This is a genomic window from Pseudomonas mucoides (genome assembly GCF_015461845.1).
In the GTDB taxonomy this organism is placed as follows: domain Bacteria; phylum Pseudomonadota; class Gammaproteobacteria; order Pseudomonadales; family Pseudomonadaceae; genus Aquipseudomonas; species Aquipseudomonas mucoides.
This window is the reverse complement of the sequence record NZ_JACOPW010000010.1, coordinates 1-16492: the sequence shown is the minus strand read 5'-3', so window position 1 is coordinate 16492 and position 16492 is coordinate 1. Positions and strand designations below refer to the sequence as shown.

Here is a 16492-nt window from a genome sequence, read left to right as displayed (position 1 = left end):
CAACCGTGCATCAATCCTGATTAAGAGACAAAAAGGAAGCCGGAATCATGGACCAATCCTTACTGTATAAGAACTGATCGTGAACTAAACCTCACTAGCCTTAGCTTGATCGTGAGCCAATCCTCGCTAAGGAAAGCTGCTATTTAGACCGAATTTCTGTGGATAACTAGAGATACAAAGGGTGAATGCACCAATCCTGACTACTATCGTGAACCAATGCTTACTACTGTATAGCGGTGAAAAGAACAAAATATTTTCACTTGGTCAAAATTAGAGACGAATGTCAGAGAACAGTTCATTCCTTTCGACATCAAGGAATCGTGAAGCAATCCTTGCTAAGCGGTACCGAGAACACAGTTAACATTGAAGTCAATTCAGAAAAGGGCGCGAACGGGCAGAAATGCAAGTCTGCCTGGAACATACCGATTTGGAATTTTCGAATCGTGCATCAATCCTTGCTATCGTCGCTGGTGAATCGTGGAGCAATCCTGACTGTTCAAATGACAGTAATCGATCGATGGCGGATCGGCCAGATGTCGATTTTGAATAAGGTTTGAACGTGATTCGACAGCGAGGTCTTGACATGAAGACGCAGAGTCCTCGGATTGGAGGCAAGGAAACCGAGTATAATTTGGTATCGAGAGAAGATTAGGCTCGGCAATCGTGCACCATTCCTGACTTCTGATTTGCCTGCACCTGGAACATGTTTCAGAACAGGTTGGTTTGAGAGAAATACAACTATAGCTGCCTATTCAAACCTGTCGCGGCGGACTTAGGATTAATGAGCGCAACAGGATGGCACCTAAGCCTTCGGTTACAATTGGTCTGTAACGAAGGTTCTCCTGAATCCATTGAGCGATGCTTAGGGGTTCAATTATGATTAGTCAAACGCTGACCCAGGAAATCAAACCATGATCGAAAAACAGAGCATCGATGAAAGGCTTGAACAGTCAGTCAGAGCAGCAGGCAACGAGGGCAGTATTAGATTTTTGGATTCTCCGAACGACCCTTGGCGCAATGGCTATCGAAACCTCTCACCCTCTGAATTTGAGACGATGAAGGCATCTTTGGTTGGACAGCCAAATGCACGCACTTCTCCCAACCAGTGCCCGGGCTGCGTAATAGACGCAACCCTCACGGCCGCTACCAAAGCTTGAAAGTCATAATTTCCCAAATCCGAGATGTGTAGGGGAAGTTTTCAGCAAGTGCAAAAAAGCCCGCATGATGCGGGCTTAATGCTGTATGCCGGTTGATTACGCTGTGAGGGCAAGCTGGCGGTTGTTTTCTCGACGATGGCCATCGATCATCATCCCGACAAACTTTTTAGTTGGTAGGATTTCGTAGACGTAGTCGATTGCACCTTTGCCCTTAGGCTTCTTGATCGGTGTCGACTTAAACTCGGAGAGCACCCCTTCCTGCACAAGCTCGGCCAAGGCTATGTTCACCGCCCGATAATCCTCAGGCATGCGTTTGGACAAGCCCCTCGCTGTATTACTCAAAAACTCAACAAGGTGGAAGCGATAGGGGTGGGTAGGGGAAGCATTCCGCCAGCGCATTGAAAGCTCCCGGTTTAAAGTCTTAGCAAGACTGTTCGTGAGTTTCATCGAGGTTGAGTAGTGGTACAGGCGGTAATCGCCCCGTTCGATGCCACGTGAGATCAGGGGGTGTAATACGGCCATACACAGAGTGGCGTCACCCTTCTCCTGATCGGAAATATCCTTCACATCGATGTAGTTTTTGCTCTTCTTGTTCTTGCTTCGCAAGTAGAGAAATGGGAGATAGTTGGAGGTAATGTCTATCACGTCTCCATCGGAGGACCGGGTTTGTATCGTCAAGCTTGATTTTGCCAGGATGTCCAGCGCCTGGCGCAGTTCATCGTAGGTGTAGGTATGGCCTACAGACTTGAGTTCCTGCCGGAGGTCGTAAAGGCTGAAGCTAACAGAGCACTTCACCTCATTGAAGCGCCCGGGCTGTGTGCTGAACTTTCGAAGAGCCTCCTCAACACACTCTTCGCGGCTGCTGGGGTACAAGCCAACCCACTCCGTCTGGCCAGTCGCCTTTCCTTTGATTTTAATTGGGATCTCCATGCTCACAGCCTTCATGACCACACGGAAGGGCTGACCATTGAGGCTGCCCTCAAGCTGGGTGCTCATCTGGCTCATGTCACGAACAGTCTTCGAAGCCCAACTGAACCGAGGCAGAGCATCGTAGATCGATACCAGATTACTGTGATCAGCATCATCAAGTCGGATTTCATATGGGTTGAATAGTTCGCCCTGCAGATCTGGCCCGGCCGAGCGTTGCATGTTGCGATGCTGCATGTTGCATGTTGCGCAGCTTGGCAGCGATAGAGTTGTCGGGGCGGCCAGCCGAAGCTGATACATTTTCCATCCCAGGGAGTTGCTGTGTGCTTGGATTGCTGTGGTCCATTAGGGGTTACCCGTGCACCCCGCGATGCATATATGCATTGCGGCGGTTGAAGCAAGAAGAGTGAGCTGGCTCACTTTACTTTTGAATTTACGCACTTCGCTTTCAATCTGCCGACATGGAGGTAGACAAGACGATAACGAAAGGCGGACGAAGAATGCATGGGTGATCAAATACCCTTGTTGGCTTGTGCCATAGCTACGATTACGCGGAAATCACAGTCAGACATGCCGGATTTCGATTCCATAACCCCATCAATGACGCGTTGAAAGTCCTGAACATTGTTCGCGACAGCGTCAAGCATCTGAGAAACCTCAATGTATTGGGCCGCAGTGGCTTCAGCAGATTGCGTGCAGACCGCATATCCTTCCAGCCGGGCTTTACCCAAACGTGTAGACGCTGCAGGCAGATCAAAAGACTTAGGATCAGCAATGAATGCCTTGCCGATCGCCAATCTTACGGTGTCGGAATCCTCAACCTGCGCAGTAGCAAGTGCTTGCACATCGTCCGGCCGCTGCAAAGCTGCGTATGCAGCAGCTGCCATCGCCATGGCGGCAACGGTCAAAACGATCTTCTTCATTGAAATCTGCACAGTCTTGGTCTCGAGAACAGGTCAGCCTCCGAGGATAACGGCTGATATTTCGATTGCACGCCAAAAGGGGTCGTCGGAATTCATGAGAATCCCAGCACTGAATTCGGAGGACCATTTTTCGGATGCGTCGGACCCGAGCAGGGGATATGGTCTTGGAGTCAATACAGGAGGCAACATGCTCGTACTTACTCGAAACAGCGGTCAATCAATCAAGATTGGTGATGACATCACGATTACTGTCCTGAGCTGCGTTGGTACCCAGGTCCGCTTGGGGATCACTGCTCCGAAGGATGTTGATGTTCATCGAGATGAGATCTATCAACGCATTCAAGATCAGCGCCAGCTGGAGAAGGGCAGTGCCTAGAACGACAACAGCCATGCTTCTATTGACCGTTGCATCGTTAGCTGGATGTACATCCGCTTGGATAACCGATCCAAGCCCGGCGATGGCGAGCCTGATCAACGATCTCAAGCTTGAAGGATTCAAATGCAAGGCTGGGTTCTCAAATATCGAGTGCCGGCAGATTGATGCATTAGTCGAGAAGTCAGCAAAAATCTGCTCCTCAGAAAAGGGTTGTGAGCCTCAGCCTTGTCACGATGTACGCCTTGTTTACACCATCACACAGGCCCGAGACGGAATTCCGGGTATAGCTCAAACCACTGAGCGTACTGAGACTCGAAAGCTCCCGTCGGGCGACATGTATTCACAAGAACGTATCGCTGACCTTAAGGAATACTGCGCCATTCGATGACGAGGTTGACGCGGCCAGGCTCGCCGGCCGCGGTCACCGCCTGATTATGAAATAGCGCTGGCGGGTGGATAGGCCATCAGGTGGGAAAGGTAAGGGACAGGATCACCGTAGTATAGACGGTGCAGCCCATTGAAAAAACTTAAGACCTCAACCTGGTTCGTAAGCACTGTTGTTGGCAGGTGGTATGTACGCTCACCTGAGTAATCGTGATCAATGGCGATGCCGTCAACAAGATGCCGAGCCAACGTACGCATAACGGTTCTGGTTTTATCTGCCCCACAAGAAAAACCTTCAGCACGCTCGATGGCCTTTCTTACATGTGACTCAATAAAATCCCCATGCTTAAACAGGAATTTTGCACTCGAGTTACCCCCAAGTTTCGCCAGGAGCAAGCCGTCCACAGCTCTCATATGCTCGACACTCAGGTGCATCGAGAAACGTTCGGGCGTTCGTTCTTCGATATCCTGAGCGAGCTTTGCATAGAAATCTGTTTCGGCCAGACCCAGGTATGCTTCATGGCTCTCCTGTTCAAAACCATTCAATATTCCGCCAAGCACAGCAGCTAAGGCGTCTTTCATCGTGGGGTATCCGCTATTTGGGCGGATGATTTCACCAACCCCGAGCGTAAAGCATCCTTCTCAAAGGCCGGGAGGTTTCCAATCGTGGCCCAAACCTTATTATCCGAACCCTCAATTCCAAAGCGCCCGTATACCACTGGCTCGGGTTTTAGTGGATTATTAATCGTGGTGTAACCCTCTACTGTCACCTCGATGCTCTGGGATTGGACCAGACACTCAGATCGTGCTTCGAACACGTTCCCAGCAGCCGCAAAATAGGCTTTGAATGCATCGCTACCCCCGCCGGCCATTGCAATAGAGCTTGCCTCGTATATGAGGAATAGGGATTCGGGATGCGAGCAGACTATCGAATCGGTTTTCAACGAGGTCCGTATTGGTTTGGGCAGTGTTTCTACAGGTGCTGCACGTGCTTGCACCTGAACAAGGCTCAAGGTGATCAGCAGACCGATCCCAGCGCTGAGTGGCCTTCTCATAAAAACACCCCTGCATCAGTCTCCGTAAAGCTGATGAACAATCCTGACTGGCAACGATAGATAGTTGGCTGGAAGCCAAGCGTGCGTGCTTCAGCTGCAGCGATGTGCGGGTTGTTGGTAGGGCGTAGTTGTTGAATGTCTACACCCCCACGGGACTGGGTCCAAAGCTCAAAATACCGAACCCCAGTGTCACGTAAAGAAGTTCGCTCAGCGATCATCAGGAGGATTGAGCGAGGGAACTTATCACGTGGAGATGACATGGCATGGCGCACCGACATGTTCAACAGCTCTGTGAACTGCAGTGGTGAAAATTGACCTCGGCCGAGTGCCAAGAGCTGATCCACGGTGAACGAAGCCGGCAAGTAGAACATCGTGTCCGGCTTATCGGTCAGTTCGTTTCCGTCCGGAATACCGAACGACAAGCTAACCCCTACACGCATCGGTAAAGCCTCGTTCGATAACCCGCACACCTCAGGCTCCATGAGGGCAAAGGTGATGCCCCCCTGATCAGTCAGTAAAGTGAGCTTTACCCAGTCGCCCTGCAGATCAAAGCTCGTAGGTAGACCTACCTCAGCAAGACCGCTGGCAATGCGGGTAGCTAGATCAATGAGGCCTTTGGTGAAGCCAGCCAGTAAGGGTTGCAATGCTTGGATTTGAGTCGCGGCTATCGGCTGGTAGGCATCAGTCATCATCTAACAGCCTTGCATGCCGCGCAGCAAGCCCAGCCACAGTATCTGTGGTGGTTTCCTCGATTGTATGAAGGGCTGAGCGAAGATTGCGAATGCGCTCTTCGTCAAGAGCAGACTGTTTGTCCGCGGAATGCTCCAAAGCTGAGCCTATAAGAGCTTGGACTTGCTCCAGACTGAAGCTGTCCGGTAGCGCATCGGTCTTCAGGACCGTGAGAATAAAGCTGTCGACATCATTCATGCTTTCACCATAAGGCCCGCATGCGGCGGGCCTTATTCAGTCAGTTAAACGCCGGCGGGAATATCCTCGCCGCCCAGGGCGGTAAGCAACGCTGGAACGGCTTCGTTCAAGGTTTTCATCATGAGCAGGAAAGATGCGTCAAATTGGGAATCTGCATCATCACCACCATCCTGAACTGCCTTCTCATGCAGGAGCGATTCAAAACGGAGGCCCTGAATTGCAAGCTTGTCGTTCACAGTGAAGCTCAGCAAGTCCTTGTAAGCCAGATTGATCTGGCTGACGATTTTACCGCTATCGAGCAGTTGTTTGATCTCGTCAGATGTAAGGTCCTGATTCTTGACCTGGATTTCCCCGCCGTCCTCACTGATGTCGTTCAGACGGCAGTTGCTGAGGACGTAGAAATCATCAGCAGCCTTCTCGGTCTTGATCCAGGAAGTGTAGGTGGCCGTTGGTGCAATTTTGACTGCTACAGGACGTACCGGCAGGCTGCCCAGCACCTCTCGCAATGTCGAGAGAAGTGCCTCTGCCGATTTAGGGCTCGAGGTGTTCACATAGATCAGGTTCTGTTTGAGATCGATGGCAGCGTAGGTTGTTGCCTTTTTGATGAAGGCGCGCGGCAAGAAGGCCTGGGTGATCTCGTCCTTGATCTGATCCTTTTCCTTTTTGTAGACCTTTCGCAGCTGACTGAGCTCGATTTCTTCCACCTTCTCAGCGACAGCATCAGCTACTACTGCTGGGGGGAGGATACGTTCATACATCCGGAGTGCCACGAGAAACACACCATCAACAACGTGAGCAAGGGGAGCGTCGGGGTTCTTGCTGTTAGGAGCAAGGAAGCCAACAGTTTGGAGGACTTGGCTTTCAGGTAGCTTGGCAACCTTGGTACGCAGCGCTTGCTCAAGGCTCTCGAGGGTAAGAGGCAGATCTTGGGTCAGCCGATAGACCAAAACGTTTTTGAACCACATCGTGCACTATTCCTCTGTAATCAGTTTAATGAAGGCGAACAGGGTAACGCACTGCCCGCCTTTGCCAACTCAAAGGAACCGCTCAGAAATTAGAGCTTGGTTAGCCTACCAGCGATAAAACTGTCAGTCCTATCATCGCTGGATGGGCCCAGGCCGGCGGCGATGTCCTCTCCCAGGTCATGATCGTACTTTCGGCAAAGCCTAGCTTCGATCCGAGGGAACCAGGGGTAAGGCCCAACCGCTCACGCAGACTACTGAAGCGCTCACCAGATAGCGTTTTCACCCCTTGATCAACAAACATAAGGCTACCTAGGCCTAGGCAGGCAATAGTCATCCACGGCCGAGGAGATGTTTTCTCTGCAGTTATGATGGTCGTACGGGCAACGTCAAATTCGATAGCCAGCTCAAGCTGGGATAGCCCGAGCTTGTTTCTAGCTTCACGTAGTGCGTTGAACGGCCTGTGCTTCTTGCTGGTTGATTTCTTCTTCATACGTCTCCACCCATCCCGCAATGATCTAGTTCTAGGCAGCAGCGAGCCACACAAAGCAGGCTTCGGTTTTGAGGCCGCCGGCAACAGAGAACAGTTCGCGAGCAGTCGCCATATTCGACATGGGCAGGTACCAGGATCTGGCTGTTCTCAATGCCTCGGAGAAGCCGAAAGTGGGTGCTGTGTGAGCCACGTCGGTACGCAACAGCACTGTCAGGTTTGGCCCGTCCACTCCGTCATCCATAAGGTCGAGAGTGAATCCAATATCATCAAGAATCTCGCCTGTTCGCGGGTTGATGTAGCAATGGACAACATCGCGACCGTCCCGATAGCTGCTCTCGAGCTGGTACCCATGATCAAGAAGAACGTCAGCAATCGCCTCACCTGCGGCTTCTACCAGCCGCGGAGTAACAGACCCGGCGTTTAAATCCCGATGTTCAATATCAATCAGATGTTGAATTACAGCTTGGTTAATCCGTCGGCTCACTTCACACCTCCGATCCCCAAGACCTTCAGCACCTGGTCAAAGGCGGCCTGGGCCGATCGAGTGATCAAGAGGTGATCCTCATCGGGAAAGGCCTCGGCCAGCTTTGATGTGAGAGATGCCGCGGTTTGAGAGGCGCCGTCGTTCACGCAACCCGCTGTCAATGTGTCCAGATCCAGTTCGAGAGCCCCAATTTGCTTGCGGCCCAAGAAAAGGCAGAGAGTCATCGTCTCCTGGAGCACGACCAGTTCAACCTTGGTCGTGCCCTGGACAATTACCCGCCCAGACTTCACTTGCTCTTCTGTTTTAAGGCGGGAATCGAGGCGGTTTCTGAAAATTGACTGAATGACGTACTGCGGGCCCAGGTCCGGCATGCGCTGGATCGGTCCGAAACGAAGACCAGGGGTGCGAAGGCCTACCTGACCACTTTCAGAGGGATACAACTCTGTGTGCCCGAGAGAGATCGCACGGTCGAGTAGAGCTCGCCAGGTCGTCATGCCCATGTGGAGAACGCGATCATCAACGATCATTCGTGACAAAGCCTCCCCGGCTGCGATCCCAGTTGGGTTGGTAAGGTCGAGATCCGGGATGGATTTTGATCCAGACTTGTTGATGCCGGCAGAAAGGGCCATGCCAGTGGGGAAATCGAATCCGAGCTGGGGTGTAGTAGAGCGGGAAGAGATGGTGGTGTTCATGAGTACACTCCTAGAAATTAACCCCATTGGAGACGTACTTGTCGCGTGGCAGAAGCCTCACACCAAAAAAGGGGCTAGGCCCCAATTCTGGTTACGGCTCGATTGAGCGGTCCGAACGTTTCTAAATAGCGGGTGAAGGAGTGTGGGCGGTGCCAGAAAGACCAATGAGATCACCGAGAAGGTCAACAGCTGAATCACTGCTCTTTGGATCGGCATAGGAGCTGAGAAATGAAGAAAGCAAGTCGTTGAGCATCTTGCCGCCAGGCTCTCCTCTGAGGACGGTCATAATGCAAAACTGCTCGAGGAGCGCAGGGTTCACGCTTGAGAGGAACCCTGCGCCTACCTCATTGGCTATGTTGGTTAGGAGAATCCTAAGGTAATGATCAGGTGAGCCGCTATTCTCAGCAGGGTTGACCCCATCGTTAGAAAGACTCAAAGGGCGTTGATGAGAAGGGCCGTGAGGCAGTTCTTGAAGGACGCCTAGCGTGCGGGTGACATGCTCGCTGACGTCAGTGCAATCAGTCTGCATGACTTGTCTCGTATTATAGATACGTTCAAGGCTATCAGCGTTCTGAATAAGGGCGTAGCGAAACTGCCAGTCTAAATAAACAATCGATTCAGACAATGCTACCGAGCCCACTGACTCACTGCGCAGATGTGCGCCTCGTCTAGGAAGGCCCAAGCCTGAGCTGGAGTGAACGCGCCTAAAAGGTCGACATGGCAAAGGGCGAGCGCAACCATGAGTCGATCCATATCTGAGGAAAGGTCAACAATCACGCCGGCGTCCACAGCACGAATAAGCGAAACGAGATGAGTGGCTTCGGGAGTGCGGATTGCATCAGGCCGATCAAGTCGATGTGACCTGATCCAGGTTGGAGCGAACCGGTAACCACAGGGTTGTGAGTGGTTGTTATCGCAGGAAGTGACCAGTCCATTATGAAATTTGACGAAGGTTTCAACAACGGCCCCATCGATCTCACAGCACACCAGGAATACGCCCGAAGCGTCGTTGCTTGTGTAAGCGAACTGATCACCAATTGGGTGGCGAACAAGAATCGAAGCTTGATTCACAATGAAGGAATCACCTGGCTCCGCGCCAGAGACAACCATATGTTCTGTCGTCGGCAAGTCCTGAAAATGGAATTGAGATTTGAATGTGCCTCGCATTAGAGCGCAACCACTTGATGAACAAGGGTCTGAGGCGGCTCTGCCTGAGGAACGAGGTATGGGGCGAGGAGATTAAGGTACTCCTGAGGCACACCAGCGTCTTCCAGAGCTTGAGTGATTGAGCCTGAGCGCAAGGCCTGCACCTGAGGAGCAATCTGACTAAGGAGAAATCCTGCGCGAGCACCGTGTGCGTGGTCGCCTTGGGCAGCGGGCTCGGCAAGAGCTCGGGAAAGAGCCTCATGGACGGCCCTATAGCCGTCCAAACCGCCAAACGCATTATGAGTTTGCTGTAGATCCGTCATGTTCCCTCGTTGGACTCACTGGATATTGATCCAACTTTGACACTTTACAGCGACCGAATCACGTCAAAACGGTTATGCGGAATGCGCGTCTGTGGAAAGTTCAGCAGCCACTACCTTGCCGCCAATACGGCCGGGCAACAAAAGGATCCCGCAGAAACTTACGAATGCGAACCACAGGCCACCAACGCAGAACCAATCCTGAAGTGCGCTGTTGGATGCGGTCAAAGCCATGGTGCTTGCAACGGCGCAGGTACCGAAGAAGAGCCCCATCGTTAGAAACGAGACGCGTAGGAATGACTCGGAAAGTTTGTGACCGGGTTTTGCAGCGGCAGCCCTCGAGGCCCAAGTTACAATCAGAACGAAGGCAACGAACGACACCCAGATACTGCTCAGACTGAGCTTTTCGACAGCCGATAGGGTATCCGCACGGCTTAGAATGGTGCTTGTGAGCAGCGCGCTCGCAAATGTGTAGATGCCAATGGCGAAGTAGGCAATACGAAGAAGTGATTCAGTCATACGTGTTCTCCCGAAGCGATCACAGAAGGGGTCGACATTGACACCCTGTTTGGTAGGCCGTTGGCCTGTGATACTGGGATAACGTGTGAATCTGAGTTTACAAGGGTTGAGATGGAAAATGATGTAAAGGTGGGGTTAACGGGGCCAAGATGGAAGGCCCCGTGGCATCGATAGGGTCATTGCTGATTGGTGCTGCTGGTCACTTTGTAGTAATCGGCACAAAGGTAGGAACGTGCTTAGTAACGGCAGCGATCAGGTCTTCTTGCTTGAACGGTTTTGACAGGTAATCAGTTGCGCCGGCGGCCATACCCTTGGCTTTGTCGAAAACCCCGTCTTTCGAGGAAAGCATTACTACTGGTTTTGAATTGAGGTGTTCGTGAGACCGGATGACCTGGGTGACCATGTAGCCATCAACTCGGGGCATCATTACATCAACGAAGATGAAGTCAGGAGCGAAGTCTTTGATTTTGGTGAGGCAGTCAAACCCATCCTCTGCAAGCATGACTACGCATCCGGCACTGGTCAGGATGTCTTCGCCAGCTTTGCGAATTGTGCGGGAATCATCAACGATCATAACGCGTAGTGGTGAATCAGCCATTTCTCAACCTCGGGGAAATTGGAGCTCCATGCGGGGCCATGGTTACCGATAAACGGTAGAGTAGCTACCCAAAACGATGGTGCTTTTTTTAATCAATCAACAGAGCGCAACGAGTGCTCTCAAATTTCGAAGGGCCATAATGACTTGCCTACGATCCTTGACCATATAGAGTTGCTGCGACCCGTAAGCGTAGACATGAGCTAATGAGACACCCCAAAACACCGCTACTCGAACATCAGAATTTTTCGCGGGGCCCCGCCAACATTGTTATTTCCGAGCTCGACCTTCAAGCCCTGAAGGTACTGAATGGGCTAGGAGGTTCTGTGCTCACTGCTGCAGACTTGGGCGGTGCACTCAACAGCAAGCTGGACAACTCGCGCAAGTCGATGCTGGGCGGGCGTCACCTTCGTCGCCTTCAAAGCGTCGGTTTTGTAAAAGCTATTGAACTGCCTGGTGGTGGTTACGAGATTACGGTTACTGGCCGCGCGGCGGCCAGCGTCGCTAGCTAGCCATCGATTGCAGCGTTCAGTTCTGCAATGCAAGCATCCATTCTTCCTGGGTACTTTTTGTCGGCGAGGGTTCTGACTCCCGCCAAAGACCGAACCTCTTCCCGTGCTGGCCCATACCCGCGGGCGGCAGCCACGGAATACCAGCAGTAGGCCTTGAATTGTGGATCTCCCTGGGCGCGTATGCGCCCTAGTGACAGGTTGAGCGCATATTGGTAGATCGCTGAGGTGTCGCCTGTTCGCCCCAACTGCTCCAACTCATCACCACCATCCCGAATAGCCTGGCGTGGCCTGGCTTCATAAGGCCGCTTTGCTGTATCCGCTCCCGCGCTAAGTGCGGTACTGGGCTCAGGTTCAGGCGCAGAAGCTGGGTTGGCTGTGAAAGCTGCCGCAAATGCCTTAGCGGCCTCTGTATCACCTGCTTCGGAGGCCGACTTAAGATATTCGAGCCCTCGCTCCATATCATTCAGATGAGGAATGCGCTGGTTAGTCAGCGCCATACCAAATTCACGTTTGGCTCTAACGCTGGTCTCCGCGGATTTAGCTAGCAGCATTTCACCATAAGCAACGTCTTTGCCTACCCCGTTACCCATCACATATAGCCAGCCCAAGACGCGCGTAGCTTCTGAATGACCCAGGTTCATTGCAGAGTTGAGGTACCCGACAGCGGCGTCTGGGGCTTTCTCAACACCAATGCCTGTGAGATAGATCTTTGCCAATTCATAGAACGCGTTTGGATTGCCCATGTATCCGGACTGCTCAAGCAAGGCAAGCTGTCCCATAACATCTCCAGTACGTCCAACCCGGCGCGCCTCTTGAAGCACCTCATCGGCTTGGCTTGGGGTTGTGGTTGGCTGGGTCTGACCTGGTGACGAAGGATCAGAGGTATCCACAGCTGGAGAAGGGACAGAGACGCTAGAGTAGGGAGCTTCATCTACAGCATAAACCTGTACATCAGACTCCACCGGCTGGTCTGAAGCCCCATCACTTAGTTCAACCTGATTGGGCAGCTCTTGCGGAGTTGCGGGAACAGGTAGTGGTGGCTGACGTGAGACCGAATCGACAACCTCAGGTGCAGCGAGAGGCTCATCAAACGGATTGCCGGAACTCATAGGCCTCGTACTTGATGAACACCCAGCTATGACAGCAACCGTGAGGATACAAAGAGGTAGTCTGGTGAAACTCATGTAAGTGGAATTCCGGCATTTGCGGGAATCAGATCATTACACCAAGCAGGGTGTGTTCACAGTCAAAACAGGGGTTCAGAATTCATTGTTCTCAGCCGGCTGGACAAGGCCAGGGTAGTCATCAAGAGACAAAGCATTGGTTCTGATCGCCGGGGAGACGGAGGTAGCCGAATCAGCTGGTGTTTTGTCCGCCTGGTGGTCTCGCATTTTTTCGAGCTCGCGCTTGAACGCCACTTCCTGGACGGTTGGGCGTTTCACATAAGGTTTAGGGTCCGGGGCTCGCTCTGCGGCATAGAGCACGACGGCATCAGGATTCTGCTCAACGGCTTCTGCAAACTTTGATGCTAGGAATTCCCGGAGTGCATCCTTAGATGGGGGTGTGTTCAAAACGATTTCTCCTATGTAGCTACTACCGAGGTGTTATTTCCCGGCACAATCTTTGCCGCTGTGGTTAAGAGCAGAATCAATGGGGTTGGTCGCTATTAAGGGTAGCCTAAAGCAGCAACGCTGGTCAGACCACCGAAGGGACTTTGCGACCATGGAAGCTCCAGATCGATGGGGACGTGCTCCAAAGCTCAAGGCTCGCTAACAAGTGTTCAAGCTCGGCGTTTGACGCACCAGATATAGCATCCCACCGATGAGCAGTCGTCATATCGGGATTAGGACGTTCTCCTACATTGACAGCTAAATGAAGATCGCTCATGCCGTGTCGGCCGGCAGTCCAGATAACGATGCCACCAGTGATAACGCAGGCACCCGGTCCGTCACTAGATAACCAATTCTCTACCTCGAGCAGGGCGTCAAAAATCTTGAGCACAGTCTCAACTGCACAGGACGCCCTAGCTACCTGATTCGACCACTCCGCTAGATAGGTTTTAACTAGCCCCTTTGACTTGGGGCGAAAGCGGCCAGGAGACTCAAGGAACCTGCTCACACTTTCAGTGATCTGCATCATATCAAGGTCATCAGCGCCAATCAGTGCGCGAATCGGCGAACAGGATGCGCAGCCGTCGGTGATCTGGGCGCAGTGCAGTACCGGGGTGTGCTCCAGATGAAAAAAGACGTGACCGTCGATAACTGCTGCATTCCCCAGCCCTCGTGAACGAATCAGACTGGATAATCCGCAAAGCAATGATGGATGAGGGTAGAGAGCTTGATGCGCTTGAGTTGGCATTGACGTGAGGCCTTGGACATCAGTCCAGTATTGGTTGCTGGCTACAAAATACTCCCCCTAATGCAAGACGCAAATCCATACCAGGGCAGTTAAAAACTGCCCTAGCGAGAGGCTATCCCTGCTGTTCTTCCTTCCATGCCCTGATCATTTCAGGTGGAACCTGGTTACGGGCCGCGAGGATGCACTGGCTGAACTCAGCATCGTAGTAAATCACTGCAGACTCAGCATCGAGCTCGGCGCGTACCCTGGCCACCTTCTGAGCTTCGGTAGAGTCATCACCGTTATCAGTGCCTTCTCGGCTGACGAAATCTTCGATCAACCGTTGAAGAGTTTCGGGTGAGAGACGCCCGGGAGGGATGATCATTAAAACTGCCTCCCTACCTGCAGAGATCCTGAAGAGTGATCAATTAGACCTTTGCTGCAAGGGTAGGTGAGTTGACCATCTTGCCAGCGGACAGCAAAGCTTCTCCCCAAGCAGCCTTCCATCTGACAGCGACGGCTACCGCCAGTCAAAATTCCGAAAGTGGTACCGTCGGTACTGTATACCCGCTTCTGCGGGGATGAGGCTTCGAAATCTGCAGCTGATCGCATGGTTTGCTCCTCTATGAATGATAGAGAATCCTCGGTTCATCCAGGCCGTGGCAGAACCCCTAGCGGTCTGTGCAGTGCTTGATCCAACTTCTGACCAGGTCCTGCTCGCCTGTTGCATCGACCAAGAAGCCGTAGAACGTGTTGGAATCCTTAGTGTGGAAACCAAAACCGAGTTGTTCGCCACCGGAAATGGCCCACAGCATTGAATCGTTAGGGGTGAAACTGGCGAGTACATAGTCACCACTGACTGATGGTTTTCCCTGCAGGGAAGCAATCGGTAAGAACTGCTTGTTAATGCGTAGGGTGTAGTTCGTGGCGTTGCGAGTGATAAAGCCGTTGTTATCGCCGGCGTCATAAAGGGCTGAAAACCTCACCCGCTGATTTGGAGCGCACGACATTATCAGCTTGCCTGTGCCGTTCCAGGTCTGCTGACGCCCCATCAAATAGACCTGCCCCTGCTTTCCTTCGATACCCCATTCAGCCGGAAGCACACCGTTGTTCACTAGGTTGAGCCTAGCGGCGTCAGAGTGCGAAAGAAGCTCCATCTGACCTCGGCCGACTTGGACCATTCTTTCGAAAAGGGCAGGCACTACGCCCATCTTGATTAAGTAGGCAGTGATGGCCGCGGAGAGCACCTGAGCAACATCAAGATCCGTCGACTGTGCGGTGCGCCGGTAAAACCGGTGAATCCCTAGCTGGGAAGCTGGATCAATGAACCTGAACTTACCGCCAGCATAAGTTAGGACGCAGGCACTCATGCATTTCCCGGGGGAGGGGCGTCCAGATGTTTTCCCCGGCTTGCCGATAGCGGTGTTCATGCTAGACCCGCGGATAAGCTCACCAAGCCGCATACCAGCTTGAGGATCTCCGCCGGCAGAGTCCAAATACACGATTGAACCAGCCAAGCCTCTGCTCGGTATTAGACTTGCGAGCTGTGCGACGGTGTCGTCAGTAATTTCGCCAGCCAGGTATACCTCTGGAGGGGAAGAGGCTCCTGCAGTAGCCGAAGGTAAAATCTCAATATCGTTTGCTGTAGCAACGCTAGAAATAGCGCTGAAAACGGAGGCTGCGAGCAGCCCGCAGAGGAAGAAGCGCATTCTAAATTCCTGAGGCTCGCCCACTGACCAAAGAATTGAGGCCGGGCATCCTGTAGTAGGAGCTCGATCTCAGAACTCGAATTTATGGTAGATGACGCGGCTCATTGGTAGCGCTTGGACAAGGTCACCATCATCATTACGCTTGAGTTGAGCGAGACGCTTACCCTGGGTGTCGAAGGCGGTAAAGGTGGCACCCTCACGCTTCCATTCGGAAATCGAAACAGCGCGGCCATCTGCGATGATCTGGTCTTTTTGAATAATCGCCAACCCCACAGGGCGCGGCTTTTCTTCGGCGTACTGGATAGAGGCCTGGTAGGCGCCATTGATACTGTCGCCGCACCCAGCCAGTAGAAGTGGGAGCAGCAGAAAGGCGAAGGGTTTCATTATCGATGTGTCCTGGAATACTTGAGGACAACGTACCGCAAAGATTCAAAATCACCAGTCAAAAGGTGGCGTCCGAATTCGAAGCTTAGCTCTTTAAGCGGCTTGCCCTTCTACGCGCTGGCTGTGGAATGTCTGTGAGCCCCGCCTTTGACATACGGCGGTACTGATCAGCACGAGGTGGGGGCGGAGACGGTAATTCGTCCGGTAGAGGTATGCCATCCCGTTCAGCAATGCGCCGGATCAGGTCATGGTAGGCCGCAGTGTAAGATCGCTTGCCTATGTATGCCCGAAGGGGTTTCAGTCCAAGCACATGGTTGCTCCCCCAGTAAGAGCGCCCCATAGGCGATTTAGAAACGATCAGTGAAACCCCAGACCAAGGTTTCCCAGCTGATCTAGATCTGAGACTGCCTGGCTTTATACCAAGCTTCGACTCTGTTGCATCGCGCCAGGCTTTTGCTTGGAGTGCGGATTCCACGCTGACTCGGACACCCATTCCACGCACATCCGGACAGTGATTCCACGCTGATCCGGACACTCATTCCACGAGCATCCGGACACCGATTCCACGGCCATCCGGACACTTTCCAGGC

22 protein-coding genes are annotated in these 16492 nt (G+C 52.6%); 4 read left to right on the top strand and 18 right to left on the bottom strand.

Annotated features, from left to right (window positions below; all coding sequences use genetic code 11):
- The first annotated feature begins 911 nt into the window (after positions 1-911).
- Positions 912-1157, top strand: a complete 246-nt coding sequence (locus tag H8F22_RS28760; RefSeq protein ID WP_155007412.1) for a hypothetical protein — start codon at positions 912-914, stop codon at positions 1155-1157.
- A 96-nt stretch (positions 1158-1253) separates the two neighbouring features.
- Here the strand turns inward: H8F22_RS28760 and H8F22_RS28755 are convergent, their stop codons facing one another.
- Positions 1254-2321: a replication protein gene (locus H8F22_RS28755; RefSeq protein ID WP_228758995.1), complete on the bottom strand. Its 1068-nt coding sequence runs from the start codon at positions 2319-2321 to the stop codon at positions 1254-1256.
- Positions 2322-2596: 275 nt separating this feature from the next.
- Positions 2597-3007 carry a hypothetical protein gene (locus H8F22_RS28750; protein WP_116827411.1) on the bottom strand — a complete coding sequence of 137 codons (411 nt, stop codon included), beginning with the start codon at positions 3005-3007 and terminating at the stop codon, positions 2597-2599.
- Between the two features lie 187 nt (positions 3008-3194).
- On the opposite strand from H8F22_RS28750, the gene csrA reads away from it, so the two are divergent.
- Positions 3195-3383: a carbon storage regulator CsrA gene (csrA, locus tag H8F22_RS28745; RefSeq protein WP_011923241.1), complete on the top strand. Its 189-nt coding sequence runs from the start codon at positions 3195-3197 to the stop codon at positions 3381-3383.
- A gap of 13 nt (positions 3384-3396) precedes the next feature.
- Positions 3397-3771, top strand: coding sequence for a hypothetical protein (locus H8F22_RS28740; RefSeq protein ID WP_169904129.1), 375 nt, complete (start codon positions 3397-3399; stop codon positions 3769-3771).
- A gap of 44 nt (positions 3772-3815) precedes the next feature.
- Here the strand turns inward: H8F22_RS28740 and H8F22_RS28735 are convergent, their stop codons facing one another.
- The 10 genes from H8F22_RS28735 to H8F22_RS28690 all read right to left on the bottom strand — a co-directional run bounded on the left by H8F22_RS28735 (position 3816) and on the right by H8F22_RS28690 (position 10963).
- On the bottom strand, positions 3816-4349 hold the full coding sequence (locus H8F22_RS28735; RefSeq protein ID WP_078465898.1) for a hypothetical protein: 534 nt from the start codon (positions 4347-4349) through the stop codon (positions 3816-3818).
- A 469-nt stretch (positions 4350-4818) separates the two neighbouring features.
- Positions 4819-5511, bottom strand: coding sequence for a hypothetical protein (locus H8F22_RS28730; RefSeq protein ID WP_169922125.1), 693 nt, complete (start codon positions 5509-5511; stop codon positions 4819-4821).
- Entirely contained in the window at positions 5504-5749 is a 246-nt protein-coding gene (locus H8F22_RS28725; protein WP_078465901.1) for a hypothetical protein, read from the bottom strand. Before H8F22_RS28725 ends, H8F22_RS28730 begins: the two co-directional genes overlap by 8 nt.
- A 44-nt stretch (positions 5750-5793) precedes the next feature.
- Positions 5794-6714, bottom strand: coding sequence for a recombination-associated protein RdgC (rdgC, locus tag H8F22_RS28720; RefSeq protein ID WP_078465902.1), 921 nt, complete (start codon positions 6712-6714; stop codon positions 5794-5796).
- A gap of 100 nt (positions 6715-6814) precedes the next feature.
- Entirely contained in the window at positions 6815-7204 is a 390-nt protein-coding gene (locus tag H8F22_RS28715) for a hypothetical protein (RefSeq protein WP_078465903.1), read from the bottom strand.
- Between the two features lie 31 nt (positions 7205-7235).
- Positions 7236-7688 (bottom strand): hypothetical protein, encoded by a 453-nt coding sequence (locus tag H8F22_RS28710; protein WP_011923235.1) that lies wholly within the window; start codon positions 7686-7688, stop codon positions 7236-7238.
- On the bottom strand, positions 7685-8380 hold the full coding sequence (locus tag H8F22_RS28705) for a hypothetical protein (RefSeq protein ID WP_169904127.1): 696 nt from the start codon (positions 8378-8380) through the stop codon (positions 7685-7687). Before H8F22_RS28705 ends, H8F22_RS28710 begins: the two co-directional genes overlap by 4 nt.
- Positions 8381-8501: 121 nt before the next feature.
- Positions 8502-9005 carry a hypothetical protein gene (locus H8F22_RS28700; protein ID WP_169904126.1) on the bottom strand — a complete coding sequence of 168 codons (504 nt, stop codon included), beginning with the start codon at positions 9003-9005 and terminating at the stop codon, positions 8502-8504.
- Positions 9006-9921: 916 nt separating this feature from the next.
- Positions 9922-10365: a hypothetical protein gene (locus H8F22_RS28695; protein ID WP_011923229.1), complete on the bottom strand. Its 444-nt coding sequence runs from the start codon at positions 10363-10365 to the stop codon at positions 9922-9924.
- Between the two features lie 199 nt (positions 10366-10564).
- Positions 10565-10963: a response regulator gene (locus tag H8F22_RS28690; protein WP_011923228.1), complete on the bottom strand. Its 399-nt coding sequence runs from the start codon at positions 10961-10963 to the stop codon at positions 10565-10567.
- 323 nt (positions 10964-11286) lie between these two features.
- Between H8F22_RS28690 and H8F22_RS28685 the strand changes: the two genes are divergently transcribed.
- Entirely contained in the window at positions 11287-11472 is a 186-nt protein-coding gene (locus H8F22_RS28685) for a hypothetical protein (RefSeq protein ID WP_116827419.1), read from the top strand.
- Here H8F22_RS28685 and H8F22_RS28680 read toward each other — a convergent pair.
- The 6 genes from H8F22_RS28680 to H8F22_RS28655 form a co-directional block, all read right to left on the bottom strand.
- Positions 11469-12581, bottom strand: coding sequence for a tetratricopeptide repeat protein (locus tag H8F22_RS28680; protein ID WP_169904125.1), 1113 nt, complete (start codon positions 12579-12581; stop codon positions 11469-11471). The genes H8F22_RS28685 and H8F22_RS28680 overlap by 4 nt on opposite strands.
- Before the next feature lie 150 nt (positions 12582-12731).
- Positions 12732-13043, bottom strand: coding sequence for a hypothetical protein (locus tag H8F22_RS28675; RefSeq protein ID WP_011923225.1), 312 nt, complete (start codon positions 13041-13043; stop codon positions 12732-12734).
- Between the two features lie 124 nt (positions 13044-13167).
- Positions 13168-13830: a hypothetical protein gene (locus H8F22_RS28670; RefSeq protein ID WP_153045969.1), complete on the bottom strand. Its 663-nt coding sequence runs from the start codon at positions 13828-13830 to the stop codon at positions 13168-13170.
- 112 nt (positions 13831-13942) lie between these two features.
- The gene (locus H8F22_RS28665; protein WP_078465908.1) at positions 13943-14194 is read right to left on the bottom strand and encodes a YheU family protein; all 252 of its coding nucleotides are present in this window, start codon (positions 14192-14194) and stop codon (positions 13943-13945) included.
- A gap of 286 nt (positions 14195-14480) precedes the next feature.
- Complete coding sequence (locus H8F22_RS28660; RefSeq protein WP_078465909.1) at positions 14481-15518, bottom strand: COG3904 family protein; 1038 nt, start codon at positions 15516-15518, stop codon at positions 14481-14483.
- Between the two features lie 69 nt (positions 15519-15587).
- A complete protein-coding gene (locus H8F22_RS28655; protein ID WP_078465910.1) occupies positions 15588-15902 on the bottom strand; it encodes a hypothetical protein in 315 nt (104 codons plus the stop codon).
- Positions 15903-16492: the final 590 nt, after the last annotated feature.